The organism is Agromyces kandeliae, from assembly GCF_009674665.1.
In the GTDB taxonomy this organism is placed as follows: domain Bacteria; phylum Actinomycetota; class Actinomycetes; order Actinomycetales; family Microbacteriaceae; genus Agromyces; species Agromyces kandeliae.
In genome coordinates this window covers 427,928-451,942 of the sequence record NZ_WKJD01000012.1, presented here as the reverse complement: position 1 = coordinate 451,942, position 24,015 = coordinate 427,928, and the positions used below count along the sequence as shown (strand labels likewise).

The window sequence follows — 24,015 nt, the reverse complement described above, 5'->3', positions numbered from 1 at the left end:
GGAGGCACCATGCGACGCATTCCCCTGTCGATCGCGGCCTGCACCACCGCCGCGCTCGCACTGACCATCGCTCCGCCGGCGTCGGCGGCACCGGGTTCCGCCGACCCGGCATCGACCCCGCACGCCGTCCTCATCGGGGGCAACCTCGACGAGAACGCCGAGATCCTCCGGGCGGTGGTCGACCTGGCCGATCCGGACGGCGCGGGCCCCGAGAAGGCGCGCATCGCGATCGTGACCGCTGCCGCGCGCTCGGCGCGCACGCCGGAGCAGGCGGCCGACTCCTCGCTCAACAACGCGGCGGCGAACGGCCTGTACTACTCCGAGCTGTTCCAGCGGTACGGCGCCGAGACGTACGCCGTCCCCGTCGACACCGCCGTCGACTACCCCGGCGACGAGTACCGTCCCGATCGCGCGGACGACCCCGCCGTCGTCGCGGAGATCGCGGATGCCACGGGCGTCTTCTTCGGCGGCGGTGACCAGATGCGCTACGTCCGGACCCTCCAGGACTGCGAGCCGGCACCGCTCGAGGCGTTCGAGTCGTGCACCGACACCGCGGTCCTCACCGCGCTCCGTGCGGCCGCCGACCGCGGCGTCGTCGCGGGCGTCAGCGCCGGCCTCGCGATCCAGCAGGGCTCCGACATGGTGACCGGCGGCGAATCGTACGAAGCATGGCGCGACGGCGCGACGGCCGGATACCTCGACGACCCGACCGAGCTCGGGTACCTGCCCTCCGGCGGCTTCGGCTTCGTCGAGGGCGTCCAGATCGACAGCCACTTCACCACATGGGGCCGCCAGGGCCGCGCGGTCGAGCTCGGCCTCGAGACCGGCCACGACCTGGTGCTCGGCGTCGACGAGACGACGGCGGTCGTCCTCGACCGCGCGACCGGCGTCGGGCGCGTGATCGGCGAGCACGGAGCGTCGCTGCTCGACCTGAACGGCGCACGCGAAGCCGACGGCGGCGTGACCGGCGTGCGCTGGAGCTACGCGACCGCCGGCGACTCGGTCAACCTCCGGCGCGGCCTCGCGATGGCGGCCGACGGCTCCTCGGCGGTCCGGCCGACCGCCGGCCCGGTCGCCGAGCGCACCGACGTCTGGGACTCGCTCGAGGGCGCCGGCGGCGTCTACACGCTCCGCGACCTCGCTCGCGAGGTCGTCGCGTCCGGCGCGCGGGCCGGGAGCGGGACCAGCCACGAGGAGTCGCCGCAGTTCCGGACGACCCTGATCCGCGAGCCGGGCACCCGGGCATGGACCACGCCCGCCGGCTCCGTGTCCTTCGCGGGCCTCGTCATGCGGATCGAGGTCGTCGCACCCGGCGACTGACGCACGACCGGGCCGCGGGCGGCGGATGGCACCTCGTGCCGCCCGCCGCCCGCGGGCGTTCGGGGCGGTTTCCCAGCTCGCTCAGTCACTGTTGCAGTCACTGCACTCGATTCTGCAACCAGTGAAAGGGAACCGAGATGACCTCCGCCCCCGCACCCGGCGCCCCGCCGGTACTCAGCGCGCAGGCGTTGACCAAGACCTACGGGACCGGCCAATCCCGGTTCGACGCCCTGAAGGGCGTCTCGATCGACGTCCACCGAGGTGAGTCCCTCGCGATCGTCGGAAAGTCGGGTTCGGGCAAGTCGACCCTGATGCACCTGCTCGCCCTGCTCGACCGGCCGACCACCGGTGCGGTCGAGATCGACGGCGAGGATGCCGCATCGGCCCCCGCGAAGCGGATCAACCACCTGCGCAACGACCGCTTCGGCTTCGTGTTCCAGCAGTTCTTCCTCACGGCCCAGCAGAGCGTGCTCGAGAACGTCACGCTGCCCCTCCTCGTCGCCGGCGTCCCCCCGCGCGAGCGGGCCCGGCGAGGCATGGCCGCGCTCGACTCGCTGGGACTCGCCGACAAGGCGAGGAACCGGGCCAACGACCTCTCCGGCGGCCAGAAGCAGCGCGTCGTCATCGCCCGCGCGCTCGTGAACGAGCCCGACGTGATCTTCGCGGACGAACCGACCGGCAACCTCGACACCGCCACGGGCACCCAGGTCGAGGACATCCTGTTCGGCCTCCAGCGCGAGCGCGGGATCACCCTCGTGGTCGTCACCCACGACGAGGACCTCGCCGAGCGGTGCGACCGGCGCGTCACCATCGCCGACGGCCTGATCACGGACGGAGCGGGACGATGAGGACCGCAGACGTCATCGGCAACGCCGCCCGGAACGCATTCCGCAGCAGGCTGCGCACCACGCTCACCGTGCTGAGCCTCTTCGTCGGCGCGTTCACGCTCACGCTCACGACCGCGCTCGGCGCCGGGGTGAACGAGTACGTCGCCACGCAGGTCGCGACCGTCAGCACCGGCGACGCGCTCCTCGTCGCCCCCGCCGTCGCATCGGAGACGACCGAGGGGCCCACGCCGTTCGAGGCCGACGGCCGGCAGCAGGCCACGCAACCCAATCCGCTCGGCTCCGGAACGCTGCTGAACGCCGCGGACCTCGAGACGATGCGCGGACTCGACGGCGTCGACCTGGTCGAGCCCGTCCGCATGATCACCCTCGACTGGGTCGCCGCAGACGGCGCCGACGAGGACGCCCGCTTCGAACTCGACATCAACCCGAGCTCATCGCTCGGGCGCAGCGACCTCGTCGCCGGCGACCAGCTCGACAACGGGACGGACGCCGCGCAGGTCGTCCTCCAGGAGGACTACGTCGCGGCCCTCGGCTTCGACGACGCCGAATCGGCGATCGGCGAGACCGTCGAGCTCGGCTACACCGATGCGGCGCAGGCCGAGCAGACGATCGAGGCGGAGGTCGCCGGCATCGCCCGCACGAGCCTGTTCGCGGCCGGGGCCGGGACCAACGAGAGCCTGACCGACGCCGTCACCGAGGCGCAGGCCATCCCCGGGCAGCCCGAGGCGTACGTGCTCGCGGTGGCGCACCTCGACGGGACGGGACCCGACGGCGCGGTCACCGACCAGGACGTCGATGACGTCAAGGCGCTGCTCGCCGACGCCGATCTCACCGGGCAGACCGTCGAGGACCAGCTCGGGGTCATCCAGACCGTCATCAACGGGATCATCGGCGTGCTGAGCGCGTTCTCCGTGATCGCCCTGCTCGCGGCATCCTTCGGCATCGTCAACACGCTGCTCATGAGCGTGCAGGAGCGCACCCGCGAGATCGGGCTGATGAAGGCGATGGGCATGTCGGACGGCCGCGTCTTCTCCCTGTTCAGCCTCGAAGCGGTCGTCATCGGATTCCTCGGGTCGGCGATCGGCGCCGCAGTCGCCATCGGGCTCGGCACGGTCATCTCCTCCGCACTCGCCGCCGGGCCGCTCGCCGACCTCCCGGGCCTGACGATCCTGCTGTTCGATCCCGTCAACGTGCTCCTCGTGATCGTCGTGATCATGCTCGTCGCGTTCCTCTCCGGCGTGCTTCCCGCCCGCCGGGCGGCACGCCAGGACCCGATCGACTCGCTACGGTACGAGTAATCGACCAGGAGGCGGATCATGTCGACCGAACCCGGATCGCGGCGCCGCGGCGTCGCCGAGACGACCGCCGCGATCGAACGCGCCGCGATCGACCTCGTCGCCGAGCACGGCTACGACCAGGTCACGGTCGACATGATCTGCCAGGCCGCCGGCATCAGCCAGCGGACCTTCTTCAACCACTTCAAGACGAAGGATGCCGCCCTGCTCGGCACCGACGAACCCGCCATCGACCAGCAGGCCGCCCGCGAGTTCATCGTCTCCGACGGGCCGCTGCTCGCCGAGGCCGCCGGGCTCGTGCGCATCGAACCCGACCGGCTCCCGGCCGACCCGGCGCTCATCGTGCGCCGCATCAACGCCGTCTCGCAGAATCCGGTGCTGCTCGCCCGCCAGATGGAACGGCTCGCGGCCATCGAGGACGAGCTCCGCCAGATCCTCGAACTCCGCCTCCGCCAGGACGCGCTCCGCGACGGGGCCGACGAGGCCGATCTCGCCGACCTCCCCGAGCAGGCCGAGATCATCACCCACCTGCTCGCCGGACTCATGCGGTACGTCGGGCTCAGCTGGGCGCGACGGGCCGCCGACGGTGCATCACCGCCGATCGACACCGCGCACCTGACCGCGCGGCTCGGGCGCGTCATCGGCAAGCTCGGGTGACGCGACCCGGGCGCGCCGTATCGCGCGCGACGGGTCAGTGCACGTACTCGAGGAGGTCGGCGCCCACCCGTCGCATGCCGTCGAGCACCGCGAGGCGCGACGCGAGCTGCGTGTCGGCGAAGTACATCGACACCGCATAGGCCACGCCGGCGCGAGGCCCGCGGAGCACGCCGACCTCGCTGCGGACGCCGCCGTCGGTACCCGTCTTGTTCATCAGGAGCAGGCCGTGGTCGGGCGTCCGGTGCGCCAACGGGTCGAGGCCGAACGCCGACGCGACCATCGAGAGGTCGGCATTGAGCGAGAGCCAGCCGACGACGCGCTGCGACACCTCGGGGCTCACGATCTCGCCGCGCGCGAGCGACGCGAACAGCCACGTGAGCTCCTTCGCCGAGCCGATCGACAGCTGCGGCGCGTCGTCGGGCCCGCGGTGGTCGCGCACGAGGTCGAGCAGCGCGGTCCGCGTGAGCCCGAGCGCCTCGGTGCGCGAGCGCACCGACTCGAGGCCGACGTGGCGGATCAGGACGTTCGTCGCGAGGTTGTCGCTCGTCGCGCCGACGAGCGCCGCGAGGTCGGACATCGGCAGCGACGGCGTCTGCAGGTGCTGCCAGATGCCCGAGTCGCCGACGGCGTCGCGCGGTGCCCGGTCGAGCACCGTGAACGCCTCGGCGCTCGCATGGCCGAGGCGCGAGGCGACCTCGACGAGCAGCAGGACCTTGCCGATCGACGCGGTCGGCATCACCACGTGGTCGTCGACCGAGAACAGCACGCGCCCGGTCGCGAGGTCGGTCGCCCGGGCCGAGACCTGCACTCCGCCGAGCGCGAGCTCGCCGAGGGAGTCGAAGCCGCGCGAGAAGTCCTCGGCGAGCTCGTCGCCGCGGTGGCGGCCTCGTCGGAAGGATGCGTGCCGAGCACGGCGCTCGGAACCCTGGGACGAGGTCACCACGACAGGAACAGCGGCTTTCGTTCGGGTCTCGCGCTCCCCCACCGCGGCATCGCGGTGCGCTCGACGGGATCGGACGGGGGTCTGGGGTGAGGTGCTACCAGATGCGGACGCGATCGGCCGGGTCGAGCCAGAGCTCGTCATCGGGCGTGACCTCGAAGCCAGTGTAGAACTCGTCGATGTTGCGCACGATCTGGTTGCACCGGAATTCGTTCGGCGAGTGCGGATCGATGGCGAGGAGCCGCTCGACCTCGGCGTCGCGCCCCTTCATCTGCCAGGCCTGCGCCCACGACAGGAAGAACCGCTGCGCGCCGGTGAGCCCGTCGATGACGGGCGCCTTCTTCTTGCCAAGCGAGAGCAGGTACGCCTTCCAGGCGATCGCCAGACCGCCGAGGTCGCCGATGTTCTCGCCGATCGTGAGCGCGCCGTTGACGTGCGCGGGTGCGCCAGAGGCATCCGCCTCGCCCTCGTCGGCGTCGGCGCCGTCGGCGAGCTGCACCGGAACCAGCACGTCGTACTGCTCGATGAGCGTCTTCGTGCGCTCCTCGAACGCGGCGCGGTCGGCCTCGGTCCACCAGTCGACCAGTCGGCCGTCGCCGTCGAAGCGCGAGCCCTGGTCGTCGAAGCCGTGTCCGATCTCGTGCCCGATGACCGCGCCGATCGCGCCGTAGTTCGCCGCCGCATCGCGGTTCTCGTCGAAGAACGGGAACTGGAGGATGGCGGCGGGGAACACGATCTCGTTGAACCCCGGGTTGTAGTACGCGTTGATCGTCTGCGGCGTCATGAACCACTCGTCGCGGTCGAGGGGCTTGCCGATCTTGCCGAGCTGGCGCTGGAACTCGAACTCGGCCGCCGCGCGCACATTGGCGACGAGGTCGGCCGCGGAGACCTCGAGCGTCGAGTAGTCGCGCCACTTCACCGGGTAGCCGATCTTCGGCGTGAACTTCTCGAGCTTCTCGAGCGCCTTCGCGCGGGTCTCCTCGCCCATCCAGTCGAGCCCGGTGATCGAGTCGCGGTACGCCTCGACCAGGTTCGCGACGAGCTCGTCCATGGCCTCCTTCGCCGCGGGCGGGAAGTGCCGCTCCACGTAGATGCGGCCGACGGCCTCGCCCATGGCGCCCTCGACGAACGAGACCGCCCGCTTCCAGCGCTCGCGCAGCTGCGGGGTACCGGTGAGCGTGCGGCCGTAGAAGTCGAAGTTCTCCTCGACGAAGGCCTTGCCGAGGTACGGCGCAGCGCCGTGGACGACCTGCCATGCGAGCCAGTCGCGCCACGCGGGCAGGCGGTCGGCGGTCATCAGCGCGCCGACGCCCTCGACGAAGCTGGGCTGCCGCACGACGAGTTCGGCGAACGCCCCGTCGGGCACGCCCATCGCGTCGCGCCAGAGGTCGAGGTCGACGGATGACGCGGTGGCGACCTCCGACCACGGCATCAGGTTGTACGTCTTCTGGCTGTCGCGAGAGTCGACGTTGGTCCAGTGCGCCTTCGCGATCTCGGTCTCGAGGTCGAACACGCGCTTCGCGCGCGCGGCGCCGTCGTCGAGTGCGGCGAGCCCGAACATCCGCTCGAGGTGGGCGAGGTACTTGTCGCGGATCGGCGCGAAGCGCTCCTCGCGGTAGTAGCTCTCGTCGGGCAGGCCGATGCCGCCCTGTTCGACGAAGACGAGGTAGCGCTCGGGGTCGCCGGGGTCGTTGTCGACGAAGAGCTGGACGAAGCCGCCGACGCCCTGCCGCTCGAGGCGACCGATCGCCTCGAGCAGCTGCGCGACGGTGCCGGGCAGCGACGCGTCGACGAGCTGTCCGGCGATCGGCGTCGCGCCGAGCATCTCCGCACGCTCCTCGTTCATGAACGACGCGTACAGGTCGCCGACCTTGCGCGCCTCGGTCCCCGGCTCGGCGGCCTGCGCTTCCTCGACGATCTCGCGGACCGCCTGCTCGGCCTCCTCGTAGAGCACGATGAAGCTGCCGTAGCGCGCCTTGTCGTCGGGGATCTCGGTGCGGTCGATCCACTTGCCGTTGACGTGGCGGAAGAGGTCGTCCTGCGGACGCACGTCGGCGTCGAGTTCGTCGAGGATGATGCCGCTGGGCTTCGTCGCATCGCTCATCCCCACACTCTAGGCGGCACCCGGCCGACGGTGCTGAGCGGACGCCGCGAACCGCTGCCGCACGTCAGCGCAGCTGCGCGAACCCCTCCGCCTTGCGCGTCGGTCCGACGACGAGCACGGTGTCGTCGGGACCGAGCACGGTCTCGGCGTCGGCGTTGCGCCATTCCTCGCCGGGTCGCTTGAACGCGGCGACCGTGACGCCGAGCTCCTTGCGGAGCGCGGTCCGGCCGAGCGGGACGCCGTGCAGCCGCGAGGGCGGCGCGGTCTTCACGATCGCGTAGCCCTTCTCGATCTCGATGTAGTCGAGCGCGGCACCGCGCACGAGGTGGGCGACGCGGCGCCCCATCTCGGCCTCGGGCCGGATGACGTGGTGCACGCCGAGCTGCTCGAGGATCACGGCGTGCTGCTCGGTCACGGCCTTCGCCCAGATCACGGGGATCTTCATGCCGAGGAGGACGGAGCTGGTCAGGATCGACGCGGTGATGTCGCTGCCGATCGCGACGACGACCCGGTCGAACTCGTCGACGGCGAGCTGCTTCAGCACCTCGGACTTCGTCGAGTCGGCGCGGACGACCTGCGTGAGCCGGCCGTTCAGTGCCTGCACGATCTCCTCGTCGGCGTCGATGCCGAGGACCTCGGTGCCGCCGGCCATGAGTTCGAGCGCGAGCGAGCTGCCGAACCGGCCGAGTCCGATCACCGCGACCGAATCCGCCTCGGCGATGCGGCGCGACGTGTCGCTCGCGCCGCCGAACAGGGTGAACCTAGCCAATGGCGGGCCTCTCCTTCGGGAGTTCGTAGAGGATGCGGCGATCGCGGAGGGCGATCGCCGACCCCAGGGTGAGCGGGCCGATGCGGCCCAGGAACATGAGCAGCACGAGGATGACCTCGGCGCTGGGCGGCAGGTCGCCCGTGATGCCCGTCGAGAGGCCGACGGTCGCGAACGCCGAGACCGCCTCGAACGCCACGAGGTCGAGGTCGAGCTTCGTGAGGTGCATGAGGAGGATGATCGCGGTCATCACCGCGCCGACCGCGACCAGTGCGACCGTGATCGCCTGGCGGTGCACGGCCCGGCTGAGCCGCTTGCCGAAGATGTTGACCGCGCCCTCGCCGCGGAACTCGGTCAGCAGGATGAAGAAGAGCACCGCGAACGTGGTCACCTTGATGCCGCCCGCGGTGCCCGCCGGGCCGCCGCCGATGAACATGAGCACGTCCATCACGACCCAGCTCTCGTCGTGCATCATGCCCACGTCGATGCTGTTGAAGCCCGCCGTGCGGGCCTGCGTCGACATGAAGAACGCGGCGAGGAGCTTGGCGCCCGGGGGAAGCGGCCCGAGGGTGCCCTCGTTGCTCCACTCCGCGATCGCGAGGTACGCGAACCCGCCGACGAGCAGCACGACCGTGCCCCACAGCACGAGCTTCGTGTTCATCGACCAGGACCTCGGGTGCCCGAACTCCTTGCGCAACTGCATGATGACCGGGAAGCCGAGGCCGCCGAGGATGATCGCGGCGCACATTGGCAGGCAGATGAGCGGGTCTGCGACGAAGTCCATCATGTTGTTCGTGTACAGCGCGAAGCCCGCGTTGTTGAACGACGAGACCGAGTGGAAGAGCGCGTACCACGCGGCGTCCGCCGGTTGGTAGTCGTAGCCGAACAGGAACCGCGGGAACAGGAACAGCCACGTCACGGCCTCGATGCCGAACGAGATGAGGACGATGCCCCGCACGAGGCCGCGCACGTCGTCGTAGCCCACCGCCTTCGCCTCGGCCGCCGTGTTCAGCCGCGAGCGCACGCTCATCTTCCGCGCGAGCACGAGGCCGATGAGCGAGGCGAAGATCATGATGCCGAGCCCGCCGAGCTGGATCAGCAGCAGGATCACCGAGTGCCCGAGCGGGCTCCAGTGCAGCTCGGTGTCGACGACCGTGAGTCCGGTCACGCAGACCGCGCTGGTGGCGGTGAACAGCGCGTCGGTGAAGGAGGTCCCGCCGGGATCGACGGTCATCGGCGGGAGCCAGAGGAGCAGGGTGCCGCCCATCACGGCGGCGCCGAACCCCACCACCACGGCCTGCGCCGGGTGGAGCCGGATGCCCCGTCGGAAGCGGTGCGGCCGCGGTTCGCGGACCGACGCGCGGAAGGTCACCGCGGAATCATACGCCCGTCGGCGACCCGGCGCGCCCCCGGCGTTCCGAGGGTCCGCCGGATCGCGCCGGCGCCGCCCCGGTGCGATGATCGAGCCATGCTGAACACGATCCTGAACGTCGTCTGGCTGATCCTCGCGGGCATCTGGCTGTGGATCGGGTACATGCTCGCGGGCCTGCTCATGTGCATCCTCATCGTGACGATCCCCTGGGGCGTCGCGTCGTTCCGCATCGCGAACTACTCGCTCTGGCCGTTCGGCCGCCAGGTCGTCTCGAAGCCGACCTCGGGCGCCTGGTCGTTCATCGGGAACGTCATCTGGGTGCTCCTCGCCGGCTGGTGGCTCGCGCTCGAGCACCTCGTCACGGGCATCGTCATGTGCCTCACGATCATCGGCATCCCGCTCGGCATCGCGAACTTCAAGCTGATCCCGGTCTCGCTCGCGCCGCTGGGCAAGGAGATCGTCGACGCATAGTGGCGAGCCCGATCACCGCGCGTCGGGCGGTCGACCGCGACATCCTGCGCCTCGCCGTCCCCGCGCTCGGCGCGCTCATCGCCGAGCCGCTGTTCCTGCTCGCCGACACGGCGATGGTCGGCCACCTCGGCGCGGCGCCGCTCGCGGGCCTCGGCCTCGCGAGCGCCGTGCTGCAGACGATCGTCGGCCTCATGGTGTTCCTCGCGTACGCGACCACGCCGTCGGTCGCGCGGCGGCTCGGCGCGAACGACGAACGCGGCGCCGTCGCGGCGGGCGTCGACGGCCTCTGGCTCGCGCTCGGACTCGGCACGCTGCTCGCCCTCGCGGGCTGGTTCGCGGCCCCGTGGCTCGTGGGCGTCTTCGGAGCGTCGGCGGAGGTCGCCGCCGAGGCATCCGTCTACCTCTCGATCTCGATGGCGGGCCTGCCCGCGATGCTGGTCGTCTTCGCGGCGACCGGCCTGCTGCGCGGCCTGCAGGACACCCGCACGCCCCTGTGGGTCGCCGGCATCGGGTTCGCGGCGAACATCGCGCTGAACGCGCTCTTCATCTACGGCTTCGGCTGGGGCATCGCGGGGTCGGCGATCGGCACCGTGGTCGCGCAGTGGGGCATGGTGCTCGTCTACCTGGTCGTCGTCGCGCGGCATGGCGCGCGCGTCGGCGCGAGCCCGTGGCCGCACCATGCGGGCGTGCTGCGCGGCGCGCGCGACGGCGGTTGGCTGTTCCTGCGGACGGCGAGCCTGCGCGCGGCGCTGCTGCTCGCGACGTGGGCGGCGACCTCGCTCGGCCGCGACGAGCTCGCGGCCTACCAGGTGGCGATCACGATCTACTTCACGCTCGGGTTCGCGCTCGACGCGCTCGCGATCGCCGCGCAGGCGCTCATCGGCAAGGGGCTCGGCGCGGGCGACGTCGACGTGGTGCGCGCCGTGCTCCGGCGCTGCGTCGAGTGGGGCGTGGGTGCCGGCGCGGTGATCGGCGGCCTCGTGATCGCGACCGCGTGGGTGCTGCCCGCGGTCTTCACCTCGTCGGCCGGGGTCGCGGCGCTCCTGCCGCCGTCGCTCGTGGTGCTCGGCCTGTCCGCACCCCTCGGCGGCCTCGTGTTCGTGCTCGACGGCGTGCTGATCGGTGCGGGCGACGCCCGCTACCTGGCCTGGACGGGGCTGGTCAACCTGGCCGCGTTCGTCCCGATGGCGTTCGCCGTGGTGTGGTGGGCGGATGCCTCCGGCGCCGACGTCTCCGGCGCGGCCGCGCTCGCGGCGCTGACCGCCTCGTTCGCCCTGGGCTACCTCGCCGCGCGTGCCGTGACGCTCTCGCTGCGGGCGCGCGGCCGGGCGTGGATGGTCACGGGCGCCCCCGCGTGAGCGGCGCCCGCGTGACCAATGGCCCGGTCGGTCGCACGCGCACCCCATAGGTTCGAGGCACCGCCGTTCGAAGGAGGCAGACATGTCCGCGCGTCGCGTCCTGCCCGGTCCCACCGCCCACGCTCCGACCCGGGCGGTCGCCCGCACCGCGGCCGCCGTCCTCGCGGCCGGAGTGCTCGTCGCGCTCACGGCCTGCGTGCCGTTCGTGACGGCCGGCGACACCCGCACCGAGACGCGCGAGATCGGCGACGCCTCGGGCGTCGTCCTCCGCGGTGCGGGCGACATGACGATCCGGCTGGGCGATGCGCCGTCCCTCACCGTGACGGGCGGCGAGAACGTGCTCGACCGCCTCACGACCGACGTCGAGGGCGACCGCCTCGTCATCGACGTCCAGCGCGGGCCGATCGTCGTCGGAGCGCGCGACCTGGTGTTCGACATCACGCTGACCTCGCTCGACTCGGTCCTCATCTCGGGGTCGGGCGACGTGACGGCGGAGTTCGGCGATGCCGACGAGGTGGCGCTCGAGATCCGCGGCTCGGGCCGGATCGAGACCGACGAGCTCGACGCGACGTCGGTGCGCGCCTCGATCAGCGGCTCGGGGTCGATCGTCCCGAGCGGCACGACCGACGAGCTCCAGATCCAGGTCGACGGGTCGGGCGACGTCGACGCCTCGCAGCTGCGCGCCGACAGCGCTCGCGTCGTGCTGTCGGGCTCGGGCGAGATCTCGGTCGACGCGTCGGACTCGCTCGAGGTCGTGCTCTCGGGCAGCGGCACGGTGCGCTATTCGGGGCGTCCGGAGATCCGCAGCACCGTATCGGGATCGGGCGAGATCACTCCGTCCTGAGCGCGCCCGCGAGCCGGCACGCGCCGCGCCCGGCCTGTTCGGCATGGGCAGCGGAGCGTGGTCTTCGTGCGCTTCGGGAGGAGGAGATCGAGACACGTCGACGGGGGCGGATGCGGCTGCGGCGTGTCGTCCGGAAGTTCCTCCCGTTCGGGCGGCCGGCCGACATGCGCCGGGCGGGCCGGGCCCCGCGAGCGCCCGACGGGAGCGCCACCCCGGCTCAGCCGCGCGGCGGCGCCGTCGTGTCGCCGACGTGCAGCGTGCTCGTGAAGTCGGTGCCGGATGCCGCCTCGCCCGCGAGCATCCGCACGATCGCCTCCCCCGCCGCGCGCCCCTTCGCGACCGACGGCTGCACGAGCGTGGTCAGGTCGTGCTGGAGCCCGTCGACGCGGATGCCGTCGAAGCCGACCACGCTGAGGTCGCGCGGCACCTGGAGGCCGAGCTCCTCGGCCGCCTGGATCGCACCGGCCGCGAGGAGGTCGGACTGCGCGATGATCGCGGTCGGCCGCGTCGCGGCATCCGCGAGCAGCAGGCGCGTCGCCTCGAGTCCCTCCTCGATGGAACTCGCGCCGGCGACGCCGACCCGGATGCCGGGGAACACGTCGCGCGCGCCGCGCAGTCGCTCGACGGCGGTGTCGACGGTCGCCCCGGCCTCCATCTCGGGGGTGAGCTCGCCGCGCGTGCGCGTGGGCTCGAACGGGAGGGTGACCGTCGCGACGTCCGTGTGGCCGAGCGAGCGCACGTGCTCGGCGCCGAGGCGCGTCGCCTCGCGGTTGTCGATGGTGATCTCGGGGATGTCGCCGCCCGGGGCGCCCTCGATTGCGACGAGCGGGATGCCGCGGCGCTGGAGCGCCTCGACCTGGCGGAAGAACTTGGGGCTGCAGCCGATGAGCACGACCGCGTCGACGGGCGCGGTGTCGAGGCTGACGGGCGCGTCGGGGTCGCCCGAGTCGGTGAAGAGGAGGAGGCCGGCTCCGAGGGCCGCGATGCCCTCGGCGAGCCCGTCGAGCGTCTGGATCTTCACGGGATCGAGGAAGGCGGCGCGCACGCGCTCCTCGAGGACGACGCCGACGATCCCCGAGCGGCCGCGGCGGAGCGACCTGGCGCGCGGGTCGGGGCCGGCGTAGCCGAGCTCGGATGCCGCGGCGAGCACGCGCTCCTTCGTGGCATCCGACACCGGACCGGAGCCGCTGAACGCCAGCGATGCGGTGGACGCGGACACGCCGGCGAGCGCGGCGACGTCGGCGAGGGTCACGCGCGGGACGGCACCGGTGGTGGCTGCGGGTTCGGGGCTCACCCTTCGATTGTACGGTCGAATCGATTCGAGCGGGCCAAGCGGTCGACCCGGCGCTCAGGGGCGCTCGGCGATCTCCTTGACCTTCGCGACGAGCCCGTCCCACACCCGCTTCGCGTGCGCCGCCGACTCGGGCGTGGCGTTGTTGTCCTGCGAGAGCGTCAGCACCGTCGGCGCATCTGCCCCGCCGTCGATCGTCCACGTGAGCGTGTGGTGGTCGTCCGGCTCCAGTCCGCTCGTGCGCCGAGGGCTGAAGTGCGTGTGCACGAGCCGGTGCGGCGGGTCGAACTCCAGCACGGTTCCGTGGTCCTCGTACGGACGGCCCTCCCATTCGCCGCTCCAGCGCAGCGCGCCGCCGACCATCCAGTCGGCGTCGAGCCGGGTACCGAACATGTACTCGCGCGCCGCCGCGGGGTCGGTGATCACCGCCCAGACGCGTTCGGGGGTCGCATCGACCTCGACCGCCGAGGTCACGACCAGGTCCTCGAGCATCGCGTGCCTCCTGTCGTCTCGGGCGCCCGTCGCGCGGCGTCGGGTCGACGGCCGCGTCCTCGCCGTCGACGGCCGCGGGGCCGTGGGACGGCGCAGGCACCGTGCGCCGAACGCGGATCGCGCGTCGGCGCACCACCGACGCTACGCCGCCCGCAGCGAGTCCACAGCCCCCTTGCGCCCGCCGAGCCGATCGGTCAGGCGGGTGCGACGGCGAGCACCGCGTCGCGCGCGGCCGCGAACGCCGCGACGCACCGCCGGACCTCGTCCTCGGAATGGGCCGCCGAGAGCTGCACGCGGATTCGCGCCTTCCCCTTCGGCACGACCGGGTACGAGAACGCCGTCACGTAGACCCCGCGTTCCTGCAGCGCGTCGGCGATGCGCGCGGTGAGCGCCGCGTCGCCGAACATGACGGGGACGATCGGGTGCTCTCCGGGCAGCAGGTCGAACCCGGCATCCGCCATGAGCTCGCGGAACAGCGCCGCGTTCGCCGTCAGCCGCTGCCGCAGCTCGCCCGACTCGCTGACGAGCCGGAGCGCCTCGATCGTGCCGGCGACGATCGCCGGCGCGAGCGTGTTCGAGAAGAGGTACGGGCGCGCGCGCTGGCGCAGCAGGTCGACGATCTCCTGCCGGGCCGCGACGTAGCCGCCGGAGGCTCCGCCGAGCGCCTTGCCGAAGGTGCCGGTCGTGATGTCGACCCGCCCCTCGACGCCGCAGTACTCCGGCGTCCCGCGGCCGTGCTCGCCGACGAAGCCGACGGCGTGGGAGTCGTCGACGAAGACCAGCGCGTCGTAGCGCTCGGCGAGGTCGCAAATCTCCTGCAGCGGCGCGATGTAGCCGTCCATCGAGAAGACCCCGTCGGTGACGATCACGCGGCGGCGCGCGCCCGACGCCTCCTGCAGCTTCGCCTCGAGGTCGGCCAGGTCGCGGTTGCGGTACCGGAAGCGCTGCGCCTTCGACAGCCGGATGCCGTCGATGATCGACGCGTGGTTCAGCTCGTCGGAGATGATCGCGTCGTCGGGCCCGAAGAGCACCTCGAAGACGCCGCCGTTGGCGTCGAAGCACGAGGAGAAGAGGATCGTGTCGTCGTAGCCGAGGAAGTCGGAGACCGCGCGCTCGAGTTCGAGGTGGAGCTCCTGCGTGCCGCAGATGAAGCGGACGCTCGCGAGTCCGTAGCCCCACTCGTCGAGGCCGCGATGCGCAGCGGCCACGATGCGCGGGTCGTCGGCGAGCCCGAGGTAGTTGTTCGCGCAGAAGTTGAGCACCGTGCGCCCCGCGACCTCGATCTCCGAGGACTGCGGCCCGTGGATGCCCCGCTCGCGCTTGGTCAGGCCCGCGGCCTCGATCTCGTCGAGCTCGGCGCGCAGCTGGTCCTTCACGGATCCGTACATGTTCAGACCTCCGTCCAGTCGAGGATGACCTTGCCGACCCCGCCGGAGGCGGCGGCGTCGAAGCCCGCGCGCCACTCGCGCGCCGGGTAGCGGTCGCTGATGATGGATGCCACGCGTTCGCGCAGCACGGGGCTGGTCTGCAGCATCGCGCTCATCGAGTTCCAGGTCTCGAACATCTCGCGACCGTAGATGCCCTTGAGCGTGAGCATGTGGGTGACGACCTTGCCCCAATCGACGGCGAACGGCTCGCTCGGCAGCCCCAGCAACGCGATTCGGCCACCGTGGTTCATGTTGTCGATCATCTCGGGCAGCGCCTTGGACGAGCCCGACATCTCGAAGCCCACGTCGAAGCCCTCCCGCATCCCCAGTCGCGGCTGGAGGTCGCGCACGCGCTCGCGCGACACGTCGACCGTGGCATCCGCCCCCATCGTCATGGCCAGCTCGAGGCGGGCCGGCGAGACGTCGCTCGCGACGATGAACCGGGCGCCGACGTGGCGCGCGACCGCGATCGACATGAGGCCGATGGGTCCGCAACCGGTGACGAGCACGTCCTCGCCGACGAGCGAGAACGCGAGCGCGGTGTGCACGGCATTGCCGAAGGGGTCGAAGATCGCGCCGACCTCGGGGTCGACGTCGTCGTGGTGCACCCAGACGTTCTCGCCCGGCATGACCACGAACTCGGCGAACGCGCCGTCGCGGTGGAGGCCGACGCCCTTGGTCCGGATGCACATCTGGCGGCGGCCGGCGCGGCAGTTGCGGCACATGCCGCACACGATGTGCCCTTCGCCGGAGACCCGGTCGCCGACGGCGATGTCGTGCACGAGTTCGCCGACCTCGACGACCTCGCCGTAGAACTCGTGGCCGGGGATCAGCGGAGTGCGGATCTCGGAGGCGGCCCAGTCGTCCCACCTCTCGATGTGGAGGTCGGTGCCGCAGATCCCGGTGCGGAGCACGCGGATCTTGACGTCGGCCGGTCCCGTCTCGGGTTCCGGTCGGTCGACGAGTTCGAGTCCCGCGCCGGGCGCGGACTTGAAGAGTGCCTTCATCGGCGTCGTGTCCTGACTTCGTACGGGCGCCACGCGGGGTGTGCGGGTGCCGGGCTCGCCCGCCGAGGGTCACGGCGCGCGTCGAGGTGACCCGATCATCGTAACGATCGGGGCGAGCGGATGACGCGGGGCGGCGACGGGGCGACGGGGGACCGTCGCCGGAAACGTGGACGAGGACGGCGCCCCATTCGGGTGGCGTCCGTCCTCGATTGCGGTCATCATCACACGGCGATGCGCCGATCCGGTAGCCCCCGTTTCACCCTCGGCGGCGTGTCGACGGTCGCGAGCGCGGCGTCGCGGTTGCACGGCGGGCGGGGTCGGGTCTATCATCGAATCGATTCGAATCGAATCGATTCGATCCCGGAACATCGATCCCGGCGAGCAGCCACCCCGACGACGAGGCAGTAATGTCGCAGCACCGAGACCACGCGGACACCATGAGCGAGCAGGACCAGCACGCACCCGGAACCGACGACGCCGAAGCGAGCGCCGCGGCATCCGGCCGACCCCGCGGCGAACTGGTCGCGTGGCGCAACGCGATCTTCGCGATCTTCTTCCTCTCGGGCTTCGGCCTGGCCAGCTGGGTCGCGCGGATCCCCGCGATCCGCGACGCGGTCGACCTCAGCACGCAGGGCGTCGGCCTCGTCATCCTCATGGGCTCGATCGCCTCCATCTTCGGCCTCGTCGCGGCCCCGTGGCTGATGGCGCGCTTCGGCGCGCGCCTCGGCATGATCGGCGTGCTGGCCACGGCGGCGCTCGGCCTCGTCTCGGTCGGCCTCGGCGGCTCGGCGGTGCCGAGCGTCGCGCTGATCGTGCTCGGCCTCGCGCTGTTCGGCTTCGGCAACGGCGCGGTCGACGTGATGATGAACGTCGAGGGCGCCGAGGCCGAACGCGAGCTCGGCAAGACGGTCATGCCGCTCATGCACGCGTTCTTCAGCTTCGGCACGGTCGCCGGCGCCGGACTCGCGGCCGCGGCATCCGCCCTGGGCATCGCCACCGCGATCCACCTCGGTGCGATCGCCGCGCTCATCGCCGTCGGCGTCGTCGTCGCGGTCCGGTACGTGCCGGTCCGCGAGGAGCTCGGCGACGATGCGCACACGGGCGCGCCGCGCGAGCCGCTCGGCGTCCGCATCCGGCGCAGCCTCTCGGTCTGGACCGACGTGCGCCTCCTCCTGATCGGCGTGGTGATGCTCGGCATGTCGTTCGCCGAGGGCAGCGCGAACGACTGGATCGCGCTCGCCGTGGTCGACGGCCACGGGCTCGACGCGACGACGGGTGCCGCCGTCTTCACGGTCTTCACGATCGCCATCACGACGGCGCGCGTGCTCGGCGGACCGTTCATCGACCGCTTCGGCCGCGTGATCGTGCTCCAGGTCATGGCGGGCATCGGCGTGGTCGGGCTCTCGCTCTTCATCTTCGGCACCGAGCCCTGGATGCTCCTCGTCGGCACGCTGCTCTGGGGCGTCGGCTGCTCGCTCGCGTTCCCGGTCGGCATGTCGGCCGCCGCCGACGTCCCCGACCGAGCGGATGCCGCGGCCCGCGTCTCGGCGGTCGCGATGATCGGCTACTGCGCGTTCCTCGTCGGCCCGCCGCTCATCGGGTTCCTCGGCGAACGGTTCGGGATCCTCAACGGCATGCTCGTCCTCCTCGGCCTGATGGCGATGGCCGGGATCGCCGCGCCCGCGGCGCGCGAGCGGAGCCGCCGGGTCGGCTGACGCCGGCGCTCAGGCGCGGGGTCGGTAGCGCAGGCCGACGACCCCGCCGTCGTAGCCGCGCTGCTCGACGAGCTCGAGTCCGAGCAGCACGGGCGTCGGGAACGCCGGGGTCCCGCCCCCGACGACGACCGGGTGCACGTGCAGCGACACGTCGTCGACGAGGCCGGAGGCGAGCGCCTGCGACGCGAGCTCGGGGCCGCCGACGGCGACGTCGCGGTCGGACGCCGCGGCGAGCGCCCGCACCTCGTCGGGATCGAAGGCCCGCGAGAGCCGGGTGCGCGGCGCGTCGGCGAGATCCTCCTCCGCGAGCGTGCGCGAGCACACGACCTTGTCGGCTGCGGCCCAGATCCCGGCGAAGTCGCGCACGGCGTCGCCCTGGTCGGCGAGGTCCATCACGTCCCACGCCCGGAGCACCTCCCAGACGCGGCGGCCGAGCACGAACGTGCCGACGTTCCGCAGGTCGTCGTTCACCGCCGCGTGCACGTCCTCGCCGGGCACGGCCCAGTCGAAGCGGCCCTCCCGGTCGGCGACGTACCCGTCGAGCGACATCTGGTTGCCGTAGACCACGCGCCCCATGGCGCCCCCGTCCGTCGTGGGCCGCGCCCGCGGCGACCCGCCTCACGTCCAACGTAGACTCGTCGGGTGCGTCTCGTCATCGCCCGCTGCTCCGTCGACTACGCCGGCCGGCTCTCGGCGCACCTGCCGCTCGCGACGCGCCTGCTCATGGTGAAGGGCGACGGGAGCCTGCTCGTGCACTCCGACGGCGGCAGCTACAAGCCCCTGAACTGGATGAGCCCGCCGTGCACGCTCGCCGCCGCCGAGCCCGATGACGACCAGCGCGCGGCCGGCGTGACCGAGGTGTGGAAGGTCACGCACGCGAAGACCGCCGACCAGCTCATCGTGTCGATCCACGAGGTGCTGCACGACTCGGCCCACGACCTCGGCGTCGATCCGGGGCTGGTGAAGGACGGCGTCGAGTCGCACCTGCAGCGGCTGCTGGCCGAGCAGATCGAGCTGCTCGGCGACGGCTACCGGCTGGTGCGACGCGAGTACATGACGGCGATCGGCCCGGTCGACATCCTGGCGACCGATGCCACGGGCGGCTCGGTCGCCGTCGAGCTGAAGCGCCGCGGCGACATCGACGGGGTCGAGCAGCTCACCCGCTACCTCGAGCTCATGAACCGCGACCCGCTGCTCGCGCCCGTGACGGGCGTCTTCGCGGCCCAGGAGATCAAGCCCCAGGCGCGAACGCTGGCGGAGGACCGCGGCATCCGCTGCGTGGTGCTCGACTACGACGCGATGCGGGGCGTCGAGAGCGGCCACGCGCGGCTGTTCTGACCCGCTCGCGGTCGACCCCGCGGGAGGCTCGCCGCGCCGTCTCCGATCCCGCGTTCAGCCGGCACACAGCATTCCCGAGTGTTCCTCGGATTTCGTGCGCCTAGTATGACGCGGTGACTTCCCTCCTCCCCGCCGCCACCGTCGCGCCCCCGCGCGAATGGTCCGCCGTGCTGTTCGACCTCGACGGCACGATCATCGACTCCGCGAGCGAGATCATGGACTCCCTCGCGCACATGTTCACCGAGATGGGCGCGCCCGTGCCCGACCAGGAGACGCTGCGCTCCTACGTCGGCCCACCCCTGCTCGACAGCCTCCGCATGACCGCGGGCTTCAGCGACGTCGACGCGTGGGAGGCGCTCAACGTCTACCGCGACCACTACGACGACCACCTCCTGCACTCCCCGGTGTTCCCCGGCGTCGAGGGCGTGCTCCAGGCGATCCAGGCCGCAGGCCTCCCGATCGCGCTCGCCACGAGCAAGCCCGAGTCGATGGCCCGCGCGGTCCTCGCGCACACCGGCCTCGACCGATACTTCACGGTCGTCGCCGGCGCCAGCGACGACGAGGAGCGCAGCACGAAGGCCGATGTCGTCGCCGAGGCGCTGCGCCGACTGGCCGACCTCGGGCTCGACACGTCCGACCCCGTGATGGTCGGCGACCGCGGCTACGACGCACTCGGCGCAGCCGCGCACCAGGTGCCGACGATCCTCGTCGAGTGGGGGTACGGCTCCCCCGCCGAGGCGGCGGACGCCCTGGCGGTCGTGCACTCGGCCGACCAGCTGCGGAGCATGCTCATCGGCTGATCCCCCCGGGCTCCGGCCCGCGCGGCATCCGCTCGCCGACGACCCTCCCCGGCCGGCCGGACCGCATGGACACCGCGTGCGCGGGTGCGTGACCGCGCCCGTCGACGGGATTCCCATGCGGTCGACTTCCGTCACGGATGCTTCGACGCACGCCTCGCGCGTCGAAGCATCCGTCGCACCGACCCCTCCAACACGAGAAAACCTCGATAGCAACGATTCGGGGTTGCTCCCTTCCGGACCCTTCCCTCCGCCCCCGTGCGGGGGGCAGGATGCCGGGTACGTCCGCCCACCGGCGGACGACGTTTCGTGTCCCGTGGTCACCGTCCACGGGCACTCGGAGGGAGAAACATGCAAGGGAAGACCAGCCGCGCGCGTCGTCGCGTGGTTGCGACGATCCCCGTGCTCGCACTCGCGGCCGCCGGTTTGGCGACCGTTGGAACGAGCACGGCGACCGCCGCACCGGCACCCGTCATCGGTGCCGACGAGTACTACATGAACTACGCCGCACCACGGGCGGAGGCCGCGTTCCAGACCGACGAGGCGACCGACGTCGCCATCGACGGCACGGCCGCCAAGGGCGGCGCCATCAGCGGGTCCGTGGCCGAGCAGTCCGCGGCGATCGACAAGAAGTACGCCCAGGGCAACCCGGTCGCCGCGCGCGGCCTGGCGAAGCTCGAGGCCAAGTCGATCAAGACCGGCAAGAGCCCGAAGGCGCTCAAGCAGGCGAAGTCGACGCAGGAGGCCAAGCTCCTGACGATCCTCATCGAGTTCAACGACGAGGCGAACGACGACTTCACCGACAGCTGGGTGCCCGAGTACTGGGGCGCGTCGACGTGCAAGCCCGGCGAGGTCGTCAACGGCCCGCTGCACAACAACATCCCGAACCCTGCCGACTACCCGCTCGAGGACAACAACTCGATGTGGGTCGAGGACTTCTCCCCCGAGCACTTCGACAAGATGCTCTTCACCGATGAGGGCATCACGGAGCGCGTGCGCCCCGACCTGACCGGCCCCGACGGCGAGCCGGGCATCGACATCTCGGGCTACACGATGAAGTCGATGTACGAGGAGATGTCGCGCGGCGCCTACACCGTGACCGGTGAGGCGACGCCGTGGGTCACGATGCCGCACTCCGAGGGCTGGTACGGCGCCACCCGCTGCTTCCTGAACGACGACGGCGAATACGAGGCCGGGGCCTACCAGGGCATGCAGGGCCACCCCGACAACCCGCTCGGCGCGAACGCGCTGCCGATCGACGCGGTCGCGGCCCTCGCCGCGGCGCAGCCCGACTTCCCGTGGGCCGACTACGACGTCGAGGACCAGGGCGACCGCGACGGCGACGGGAACTACAACGAGCCGGACGGCGTGATCGACCACGTCGTGCTCGTCCACGCGGGCGAGGACAAGTCGGGCGGCGGCGGCGCAGAGGGCACCTATGCCATCTGGGCGCACTCGTCGGCCGTCCCCGGCGGCGCCGACATCCCCGGCACCGACCTCAAGCTCTCGAACTACATCGTGCAGCCCGAGGACTCGGGCGTCGGCGTGTTCGCGCACGAGTACGGCCACGACCTCGGCCTGCCGGACCTGTACGACGTCTCGGGCGCCGGCAGCTCCGACGTGGACTTCTGGGACCTGATGTCGTCGGGCTCGCACTCGGGCCCGATCTTCCAGTCGATGCCGACCCACATGGGCCTCTGGGACAAGTGGGTGCTCGGCTGGGCGGACCCCAAGGTCGTGAACCCCGGTGACGACATGCAGACCATCAAGGTCGGCCAGACGTCGAACCCGAAGAAGGGCACCCAGGACGGCATCAAGGTCAACCTGCCCGACAAGGTGATCACGCTCGCCGACCCGCACAGCGGCGAGAACATGTGGTACACCGGCGCGGACCAGGACTGGGCCGACATCCGCCTGTCCCGCACGGTCGACGTTCCGGCCGCGGGCGACGCGAAGTTCTGGATGTGGAACGACTACGTCATCGAGGAGGACTGGGACTTCGGCTTCATCGAGGTCTCGACCGACGGCGGCGCCACCTGGGACGAGCAGAAGGTCTACGCCGAGGATGGCTCCGAGGTCAGCACCGGAGACGCCTACGGCGACCCCGAGGGACGCCTCGGCGACTACGGCGGCAAGAAGTACGGCCTCACCGGTCACACCGACGGCTGGGAGCACCACTACGTGGACCTCACGCCGTTCGCCGGCACCTCGGTGCAACTGCGGCTCCGCCAGGCCACGGACGCGGCCTACCTCGACCGCGGCTGGTTCGCCGACGACTTCGAGCTGGTCGCCGACGGCGCCACGGTCTGGAGCGACGACGTCGAGTCCGGTGACAACGGCTGGACGAACGAGGTCTCGACCTTCGTCGACTCGACCGGCCCCGGCTGGCGCATCGACACCGGCACCTCGGTCAAGGCGCAGTACTACCTCGTCGAGTGGCGCAACTTCGACGGCTTCGACGAGGGCCTGAAGTACGGCTACAACACCGTCTACAGCGACGGCGCCTGGAAGGTCGAGAAGGTCGCCTACAACGCGCCCGGTGCCCTCGTCTGGTACCGCGACACGACGTACGGCAACTCGAACCAGATCATCTCGAACGAGGCGGCCCTGCCGAGCTACGGTGCGAAGGGCGGTCTGCTCATCGTGGACAGCCACTTCGACCCGCTGCAGCGCACCGGCGCGGCGGCCGACGCCGACCCGACGACGCTGAACGTGATGCCCTCGCGTGCGCAGTCGTCGAACGCGGCGTTCGGCCTGACCGAGACGCACCCCTTCACTGAGTGCTTCACGCTGGCCGACCCCGAGACGGAGTACTGCACCGAGATCCCCGCCCTCCCCGCGGTGAGCACCTTCACCGACGACCAGGGCTGGGTCCCCGGCTTCGCCGTGAGCCCGACCGGTTCGCTGTACTACCGCGACCGCGACGCCTCGGTGGTCGTCCCGTCGGTGGGCAGCGCGCCGTACTCGGTGCCGCTGTACCACTTCGACGGCACGCCGGCGACGGAGTACTTCGGCCTCGACATCGGGATCGGTCCGTTCGGCACGGGCAACCCGGCCGACGACGGCGTGGGCTTCGGCACCGTCATCACGGTGAAGAAGGCCCTGACCGGCAACACCGCAGCGCTGATCGAGGTCACCCCGCCGTCGGCGGGCTGATCGAGACAGCCTGAACCGGCGAGGCGCCGGCCCCACGAGGGGTCGGCGCCTCGTCGCGTGTCGGGGTGAATCGGCGCCGGGCTCAGCCGCGACCGGGTGCCGTGGTCGCGAGCAGCCCGTCGAGCAGGCGCTCGATGCCCCAGGCGAACCGCGAGGCGGGGTCGTCCGCGAGCGCGCGCGTCCGATCGCCGAGCGGGAACGCCTCGGCGTCGTCCCAGAGCGTCGCGGATGCCGCGGTCGCCGGCGTCGTGACGACGGGCGCGGACGCCTCGCCCGCGCCAGCCACGTCGGCGGCGTCGAACGCCACCGCGCCGAGCACGTGCACGCGCACGGCGTGCGTCGCGCGGCCCGCCTCGACGGGGTCGAGTCCGGCATCGGCGAACGTCGCGAGCAGGCGCTCGTCGAGGCGCCGCGCGTTGGGCCCGTCGAGCGGGGTCGCGAGGAGCAGTCCCACCGCGCCGGGCCGTTCGACGAGGACCGAGCGCAGCCCCTCGGCCAGCGCGACGACGCGGGCGCGGGCGGGCGGCGCGGCCGGGACATCCGCCTGGCTCGTGTCGAGCCTGCCGAGCAGTTGCTCGACCATGCCCGCGAGCAGCGCCCCCTTGTTCGGGTAGTACGTGTACATCGCCGTCGGCGTGAGCCCGAGCACGCCGGCGACGCCGCGGACCGAGACCGCGTCGAAGCCCTTCGTCTCGAGCAGCTCGAATGCGGCGTCGAGGATCTCCGCGTGCGTGAGGCTGCGTCTGGGTCCGGGTCTCATGGGGCCTTCCGTAGGGGACTCGACACACCGTACAGTGTTGCGACCGACCCTCGCCGC

The 24,015-nt window shown here is 71.7% G+C and carries 21 protein-coding genes; 11 read left to right on the top strand and 10 right to left on the bottom strand.

Features of this window, described 5'->3' with window-relative positions; genetic code table 11:
- Positions 1 to 9: 9 nt before the first annotated feature.
- The 4 genes from GJR97_RS09210 (at position 10) to GJR97_RS17870 (ending at position 4,120) form a co-directional block, all read left to right on the top strand.
- Positions 10 to 1,320: a cyanophycinase gene (locus GJR97_RS09210; protein WP_154346155.1), complete on the top strand. Its 1,311-nt coding sequence runs from the start codon at positions 10 to 12 to the stop codon at positions 1,318 to 1,320.
- A gap of 137 nt (positions 1,321 to 1,457) precedes the next feature.
- Positions 1,458 to 2,168 carry an ABC transporter ATP-binding protein gene (locus GJR97_RS09205; protein WP_154346154.1) on the top strand — a complete coding sequence of 237 codons (711 nt, stop codon included), beginning with the start codon at positions 1,458 to 1,460 and terminating at the stop codon, positions 2,166 to 2,168.
- Complete coding sequence (locus GJR97_RS09200) at positions 2,165 to 3,466, top strand: ABC transporter permease (RefSeq protein ID WP_154346153.1); 1,302 nt, start codon at positions 2,165 to 2,167, stop codon at positions 3,464 to 3,466. The genes GJR97_RS09205 and GJR97_RS09200 overlap by 4 nt, the downstream gene beginning before the upstream one ends.
- A gap of 18 nt (positions 3,467 to 3,484) precedes the next feature.
- Positions 3,485 to 4,120: a TetR/AcrR family transcriptional regulator gene (locus GJR97_RS17870; protein ID WP_195760650.1), complete on the top strand. Its 636-nt coding sequence runs from the start codon at positions 3,485 to 3,487 to the stop codon at positions 4,118 to 4,120.
- Positions 4,121 to 4,154: 34 nt separating this feature from the next.
- Here the strand turns inward: GJR97_RS17870 and GJR97_RS09190 are convergent, their stop codons facing one another.
- From GJR97_RS09190 to GJR97_RS09175, 4 genes are all read right to left on the bottom strand, one after another.
- Positions 4,155 to 5,063: a serine hydrolase gene (locus tag GJR97_RS09190; RefSeq protein ID WP_407643586.1), complete on the bottom strand. Its 909-nt coding sequence runs from the start codon at positions 5,061 to 5,063 to the stop codon at positions 4,155 to 4,157.
- Between the two features lie 94 nt (positions 5,064 to 5,157).
- Positions 5,158 to 7,164 carry a M13 family metallopeptidase gene (locus GJR97_RS09185; RefSeq protein WP_154346151.1) on the bottom strand — a complete coding sequence of 669 codons (2,007 nt, stop codon included), beginning with the start codon at positions 7,162 to 7,164 and terminating at the stop codon, positions 5,158 to 5,160.
- 64 nt (positions 7,165 to 7,228) lie between these two features.
- A complete protein-coding gene (locus GJR97_RS09180) occupies positions 7,229 to 7,933 on the bottom strand; it encodes a potassium channel family protein (RefSeq protein WP_229276131.1) in 705 nt (234 codons plus the stop codon).
- On the bottom strand, positions 7,926 to 9,302 hold the full coding sequence (locus GJR97_RS09175; RefSeq protein WP_324613324.1) for a TrkH family potassium uptake protein: 1,377 nt from the start codon (positions 9,300 to 9,302) through the stop codon (positions 7,926 to 7,928). The genes GJR97_RS09180 and GJR97_RS09175 overlap by 8 nt, the downstream gene beginning before the upstream one ends.
- A 99-nt stretch (positions 9,303 to 9,401) precedes the next feature.
- Between GJR97_RS09175 and GJR97_RS09170 the strand changes: the two genes are divergently transcribed.
- From GJR97_RS09170 to GJR97_RS09160, 3 genes are all read left to right on the top strand, one after another.
- The gene (locus GJR97_RS09170; RefSeq protein ID WP_129233653.1) at positions 9,402 to 9,773 is read left to right on the top strand and encodes a YccF domain-containing protein; all 372 of its coding nucleotides are present in this window, start codon (positions 9,402 to 9,404) and stop codon (positions 9,771 to 9,773) included.
- The gene (locus GJR97_RS09165; protein ID WP_407643585.1) at positions 9,773 to 11,131 is read left to right on the top strand and encodes an MATE family efflux transporter; all 1,359 of its coding nucleotides are present in this window, start codon (positions 9,773 to 9,775) and stop codon (positions 11,129 to 11,131) included. Before GJR97_RS09170 ends, GJR97_RS09165 begins: the two co-directional genes overlap by 1 nt.
- Positions 11,132 to 11,213: 82 nt before the next feature.
- Positions 11,214 to 11,975: a head GIN domain-containing protein gene (locus GJR97_RS09160; protein ID WP_154346150.1), complete on the top strand. Its 762-nt coding sequence runs from the start codon at positions 11,214 to 11,216 to the stop codon at positions 11,973 to 11,975.
- Between the two features lie 217 nt (positions 11,976 to 12,192).
- On the opposite strand, the gene GJR97_RS09155 is transcribed toward GJR97_RS09160, so the two are convergent.
- The 4 genes from GJR97_RS09155 to tdh form a co-directional block, all read right to left on the bottom strand.
- Positions 12,193 to 13,269 (bottom strand): LacI family DNA-binding transcriptional regulator, encoded by a 1,077-nt coding sequence (locus GJR97_RS09155; RefSeq protein ID WP_324613323.1) that lies wholly within the window; start codon positions 13,267 to 13,269, stop codon positions 12,193 to 12,195.
- A gap of 54 nt (positions 13,270 to 13,323) precedes the next feature.
- Positions 13,324 to 13,758, bottom strand: a complete 435-nt coding sequence (locus GJR97_RS09150; protein ID WP_154346149.1) for an SRPBCC domain-containing protein — start codon at positions 13,756 to 13,758, stop codon at positions 13,324 to 13,326.
- Between the two features lie 194 nt (positions 13,759 to 13,952).
- Complete coding sequence (locus GJR97_RS09145) at positions 13,953 to 15,146, bottom strand: glycine C-acetyltransferase (RefSeq protein WP_154346148.1); 1,194 nt, start codon at positions 15,144 to 15,146, stop codon at positions 13,953 to 13,955.
- A 2-nt stretch (positions 15,147 to 15,148) separates the two neighbouring features.
- The gene (tdh, locus tag GJR97_RS09140) at positions 15,149 to 16,192 is read right to left on the bottom strand and encodes an L-threonine 3-dehydrogenase (RefSeq protein WP_154346147.1); all 1,044 of its coding nucleotides are present in this window, start codon (positions 16,190 to 16,192) and stop codon (positions 15,149 to 15,151) included.
- A 407-nt stretch (positions 16,193 to 16,599) separates the two neighbouring features.
- Here tdh and GJR97_RS09135 point away from each other — a divergent pair, with 407 nt between their 5' ends.
- The gene (locus GJR97_RS09135) at positions 16,600 to 17,907 is read left to right on the top strand and encodes an MFS transporter (protein ID WP_229276126.1); all 1,308 of its coding nucleotides are present in this window, start codon (positions 16,600 to 16,602) and stop codon (positions 17,905 to 17,907) included.
- Positions 17,908 to 17,916: 9 nt separating this feature from the next.
- Here the strand turns inward: GJR97_RS09135 and GJR97_RS09130 are convergent, their stop codons facing one another.
- The gene (locus GJR97_RS09130; protein WP_154346146.1) at positions 17,917 to 18,483 is read right to left on the bottom strand and encodes a dihydrofolate reductase family protein; all 567 of its coding nucleotides are present in this window, start codon (positions 18,481 to 18,483) and stop codon (positions 17,917 to 17,919) included.
- A 66-nt stretch (positions 18,484 to 18,549) separates the two neighbouring features.
- On the opposite strand from GJR97_RS09130, the gene nucS reads away from it, so the two are divergent.
- The 3 genes from nucS (at position 18,550) to GJR97_RS09115 (ending at position 23,198) form a co-directional block, all read left to right on the top strand.
- Positions 18,550 to 19,245, top strand: coding sequence for an endonuclease NucS (gene nucS, locus GJR97_RS09125; protein ID WP_324613322.1), 696 nt, complete (start codon positions 18,550 to 18,552; stop codon positions 19,243 to 19,245).
- A gap of 113 nt (positions 19,246 to 19,358) precedes the next feature.
- Positions 19,359 to 20,045, top strand: a complete 687-nt coding sequence (locus GJR97_RS09120; protein WP_324613321.1) for an HAD hydrolase-like protein — start codon at positions 19,359 to 19,361, stop codon at positions 20,043 to 20,045.
- Between the two features lie 381 nt (positions 20,046 to 20,426).
- The gene (locus GJR97_RS09115; protein ID WP_324613320.1) at positions 20,427 to 23,198 is read left to right on the top strand and encodes an immune inhibitor A domain-containing protein; all 2,772 of its coding nucleotides are present in this window, start codon (positions 20,427 to 20,429) and stop codon (positions 23,196 to 23,198) included.
- Positions 23,199 to 23,280: 82 nt separating this feature from the next.
- Here the strand turns inward: GJR97_RS09115 and GJR97_RS09110 are convergent, their stop codons facing one another.
- On the bottom strand, positions 23,281 to 23,958 hold the full coding sequence (locus tag GJR97_RS09110; protein WP_195760649.1) for a TetR/AcrR family transcriptional regulator: 678 nt from the start codon (positions 23,956 to 23,958) through the stop codon (positions 23,281 to 23,283).
- Between the last annotated feature and the right edge of the window lie 57 nt (positions 23,959 to 24,015).

What these genes read in the sequence shown, in the direction of transcription:
- GJR97_RS09185 (WP_154346151.1), bottom strand. Translation starts at nt 7,164, where the DNA reads ATGAGCGATGCGACGAAGCCCAGCGGCATCATCCTCGACGAACTCGAC.
- GJR97_RS09145 (WP_154346148.1), bottom strand. Translation starts at nt 15,146, where the DNA reads ATGTACGGATCCGTGAAGGACCAGCTGCGCGCCGAGCTCGACGAGATC.
- GJR97_RS09130 (WP_154346146.1), bottom strand. Translation starts at nt 18,483, where the DNA reads ATGGGGCGCGTGGTCTACGGCAACCAGATGTCGCTCGACGGGTACGTC.
- GJR97_RS09110 (WP_195760649.1), bottom strand. Translation starts at nt 23,958, where the DNA reads ATGAGACCCGGACCCAGACGCAGCCTCACGCACGCGGAGATCCTCGAC.
- GJR97_RS09160 (WP_154346150.1), top strand. Translation starts at nt 11,214, where the DNA reads ATGTCCGCGCGTCGCGTCCTGCCCGGTCCCACCGCCCACGCTCCGACC.
- tdh (WP_154346147.1), bottom strand. Translation starts at nt 16,192, where the DNA reads ATGAAGGCACTCTTCAAGTCCGCGCCCGGCGCGGGACTCGAACTCGTC.
- GJR97_RS09205 (WP_154346154.1), top strand. Translation starts at nt 1,458, where the DNA reads ATGACCTCCGCCCCCGCACCCGGCGCCCCGCCGGTACTCAGCGCGCAG.
- GJR97_RS09135 (WP_229276126.1), top strand. Translation starts at nt 16,600, where the DNA reads ATGTCGCAGCACCGAGACCACGCGGACACCATGAGCGAGCAGGACCAG.
- GJR97_RS17870 (WP_195760650.1), top strand. Translation starts at nt 3,485, where the DNA reads ATGTCGACCGAACCCGGATCGCGGCGCCGCGGCGTCGCCGAGACGACC.
- GJR97_RS09150 (WP_154346149.1), bottom strand. Translation starts at nt 13,758, where the DNA reads ATGCTCGAGGACCTGGTCGTGACCTCGGCGGTCGAGGTCGATGCGACC.
- GJR97_RS09200 (WP_154346153.1), top strand. Translation starts at nt 2,165, where the DNA reads ATGAGGACCGCAGACGTCATCGGCAACGCCGCCCGGAACGCATTCCGC.
- GJR97_RS09210 (WP_154346155.1), top strand. Translation starts at nt 10, where the DNA reads ATGCGACGCATTCCCCTGTCGATCGCGGCCTGCACCACCGCCGCGCTC.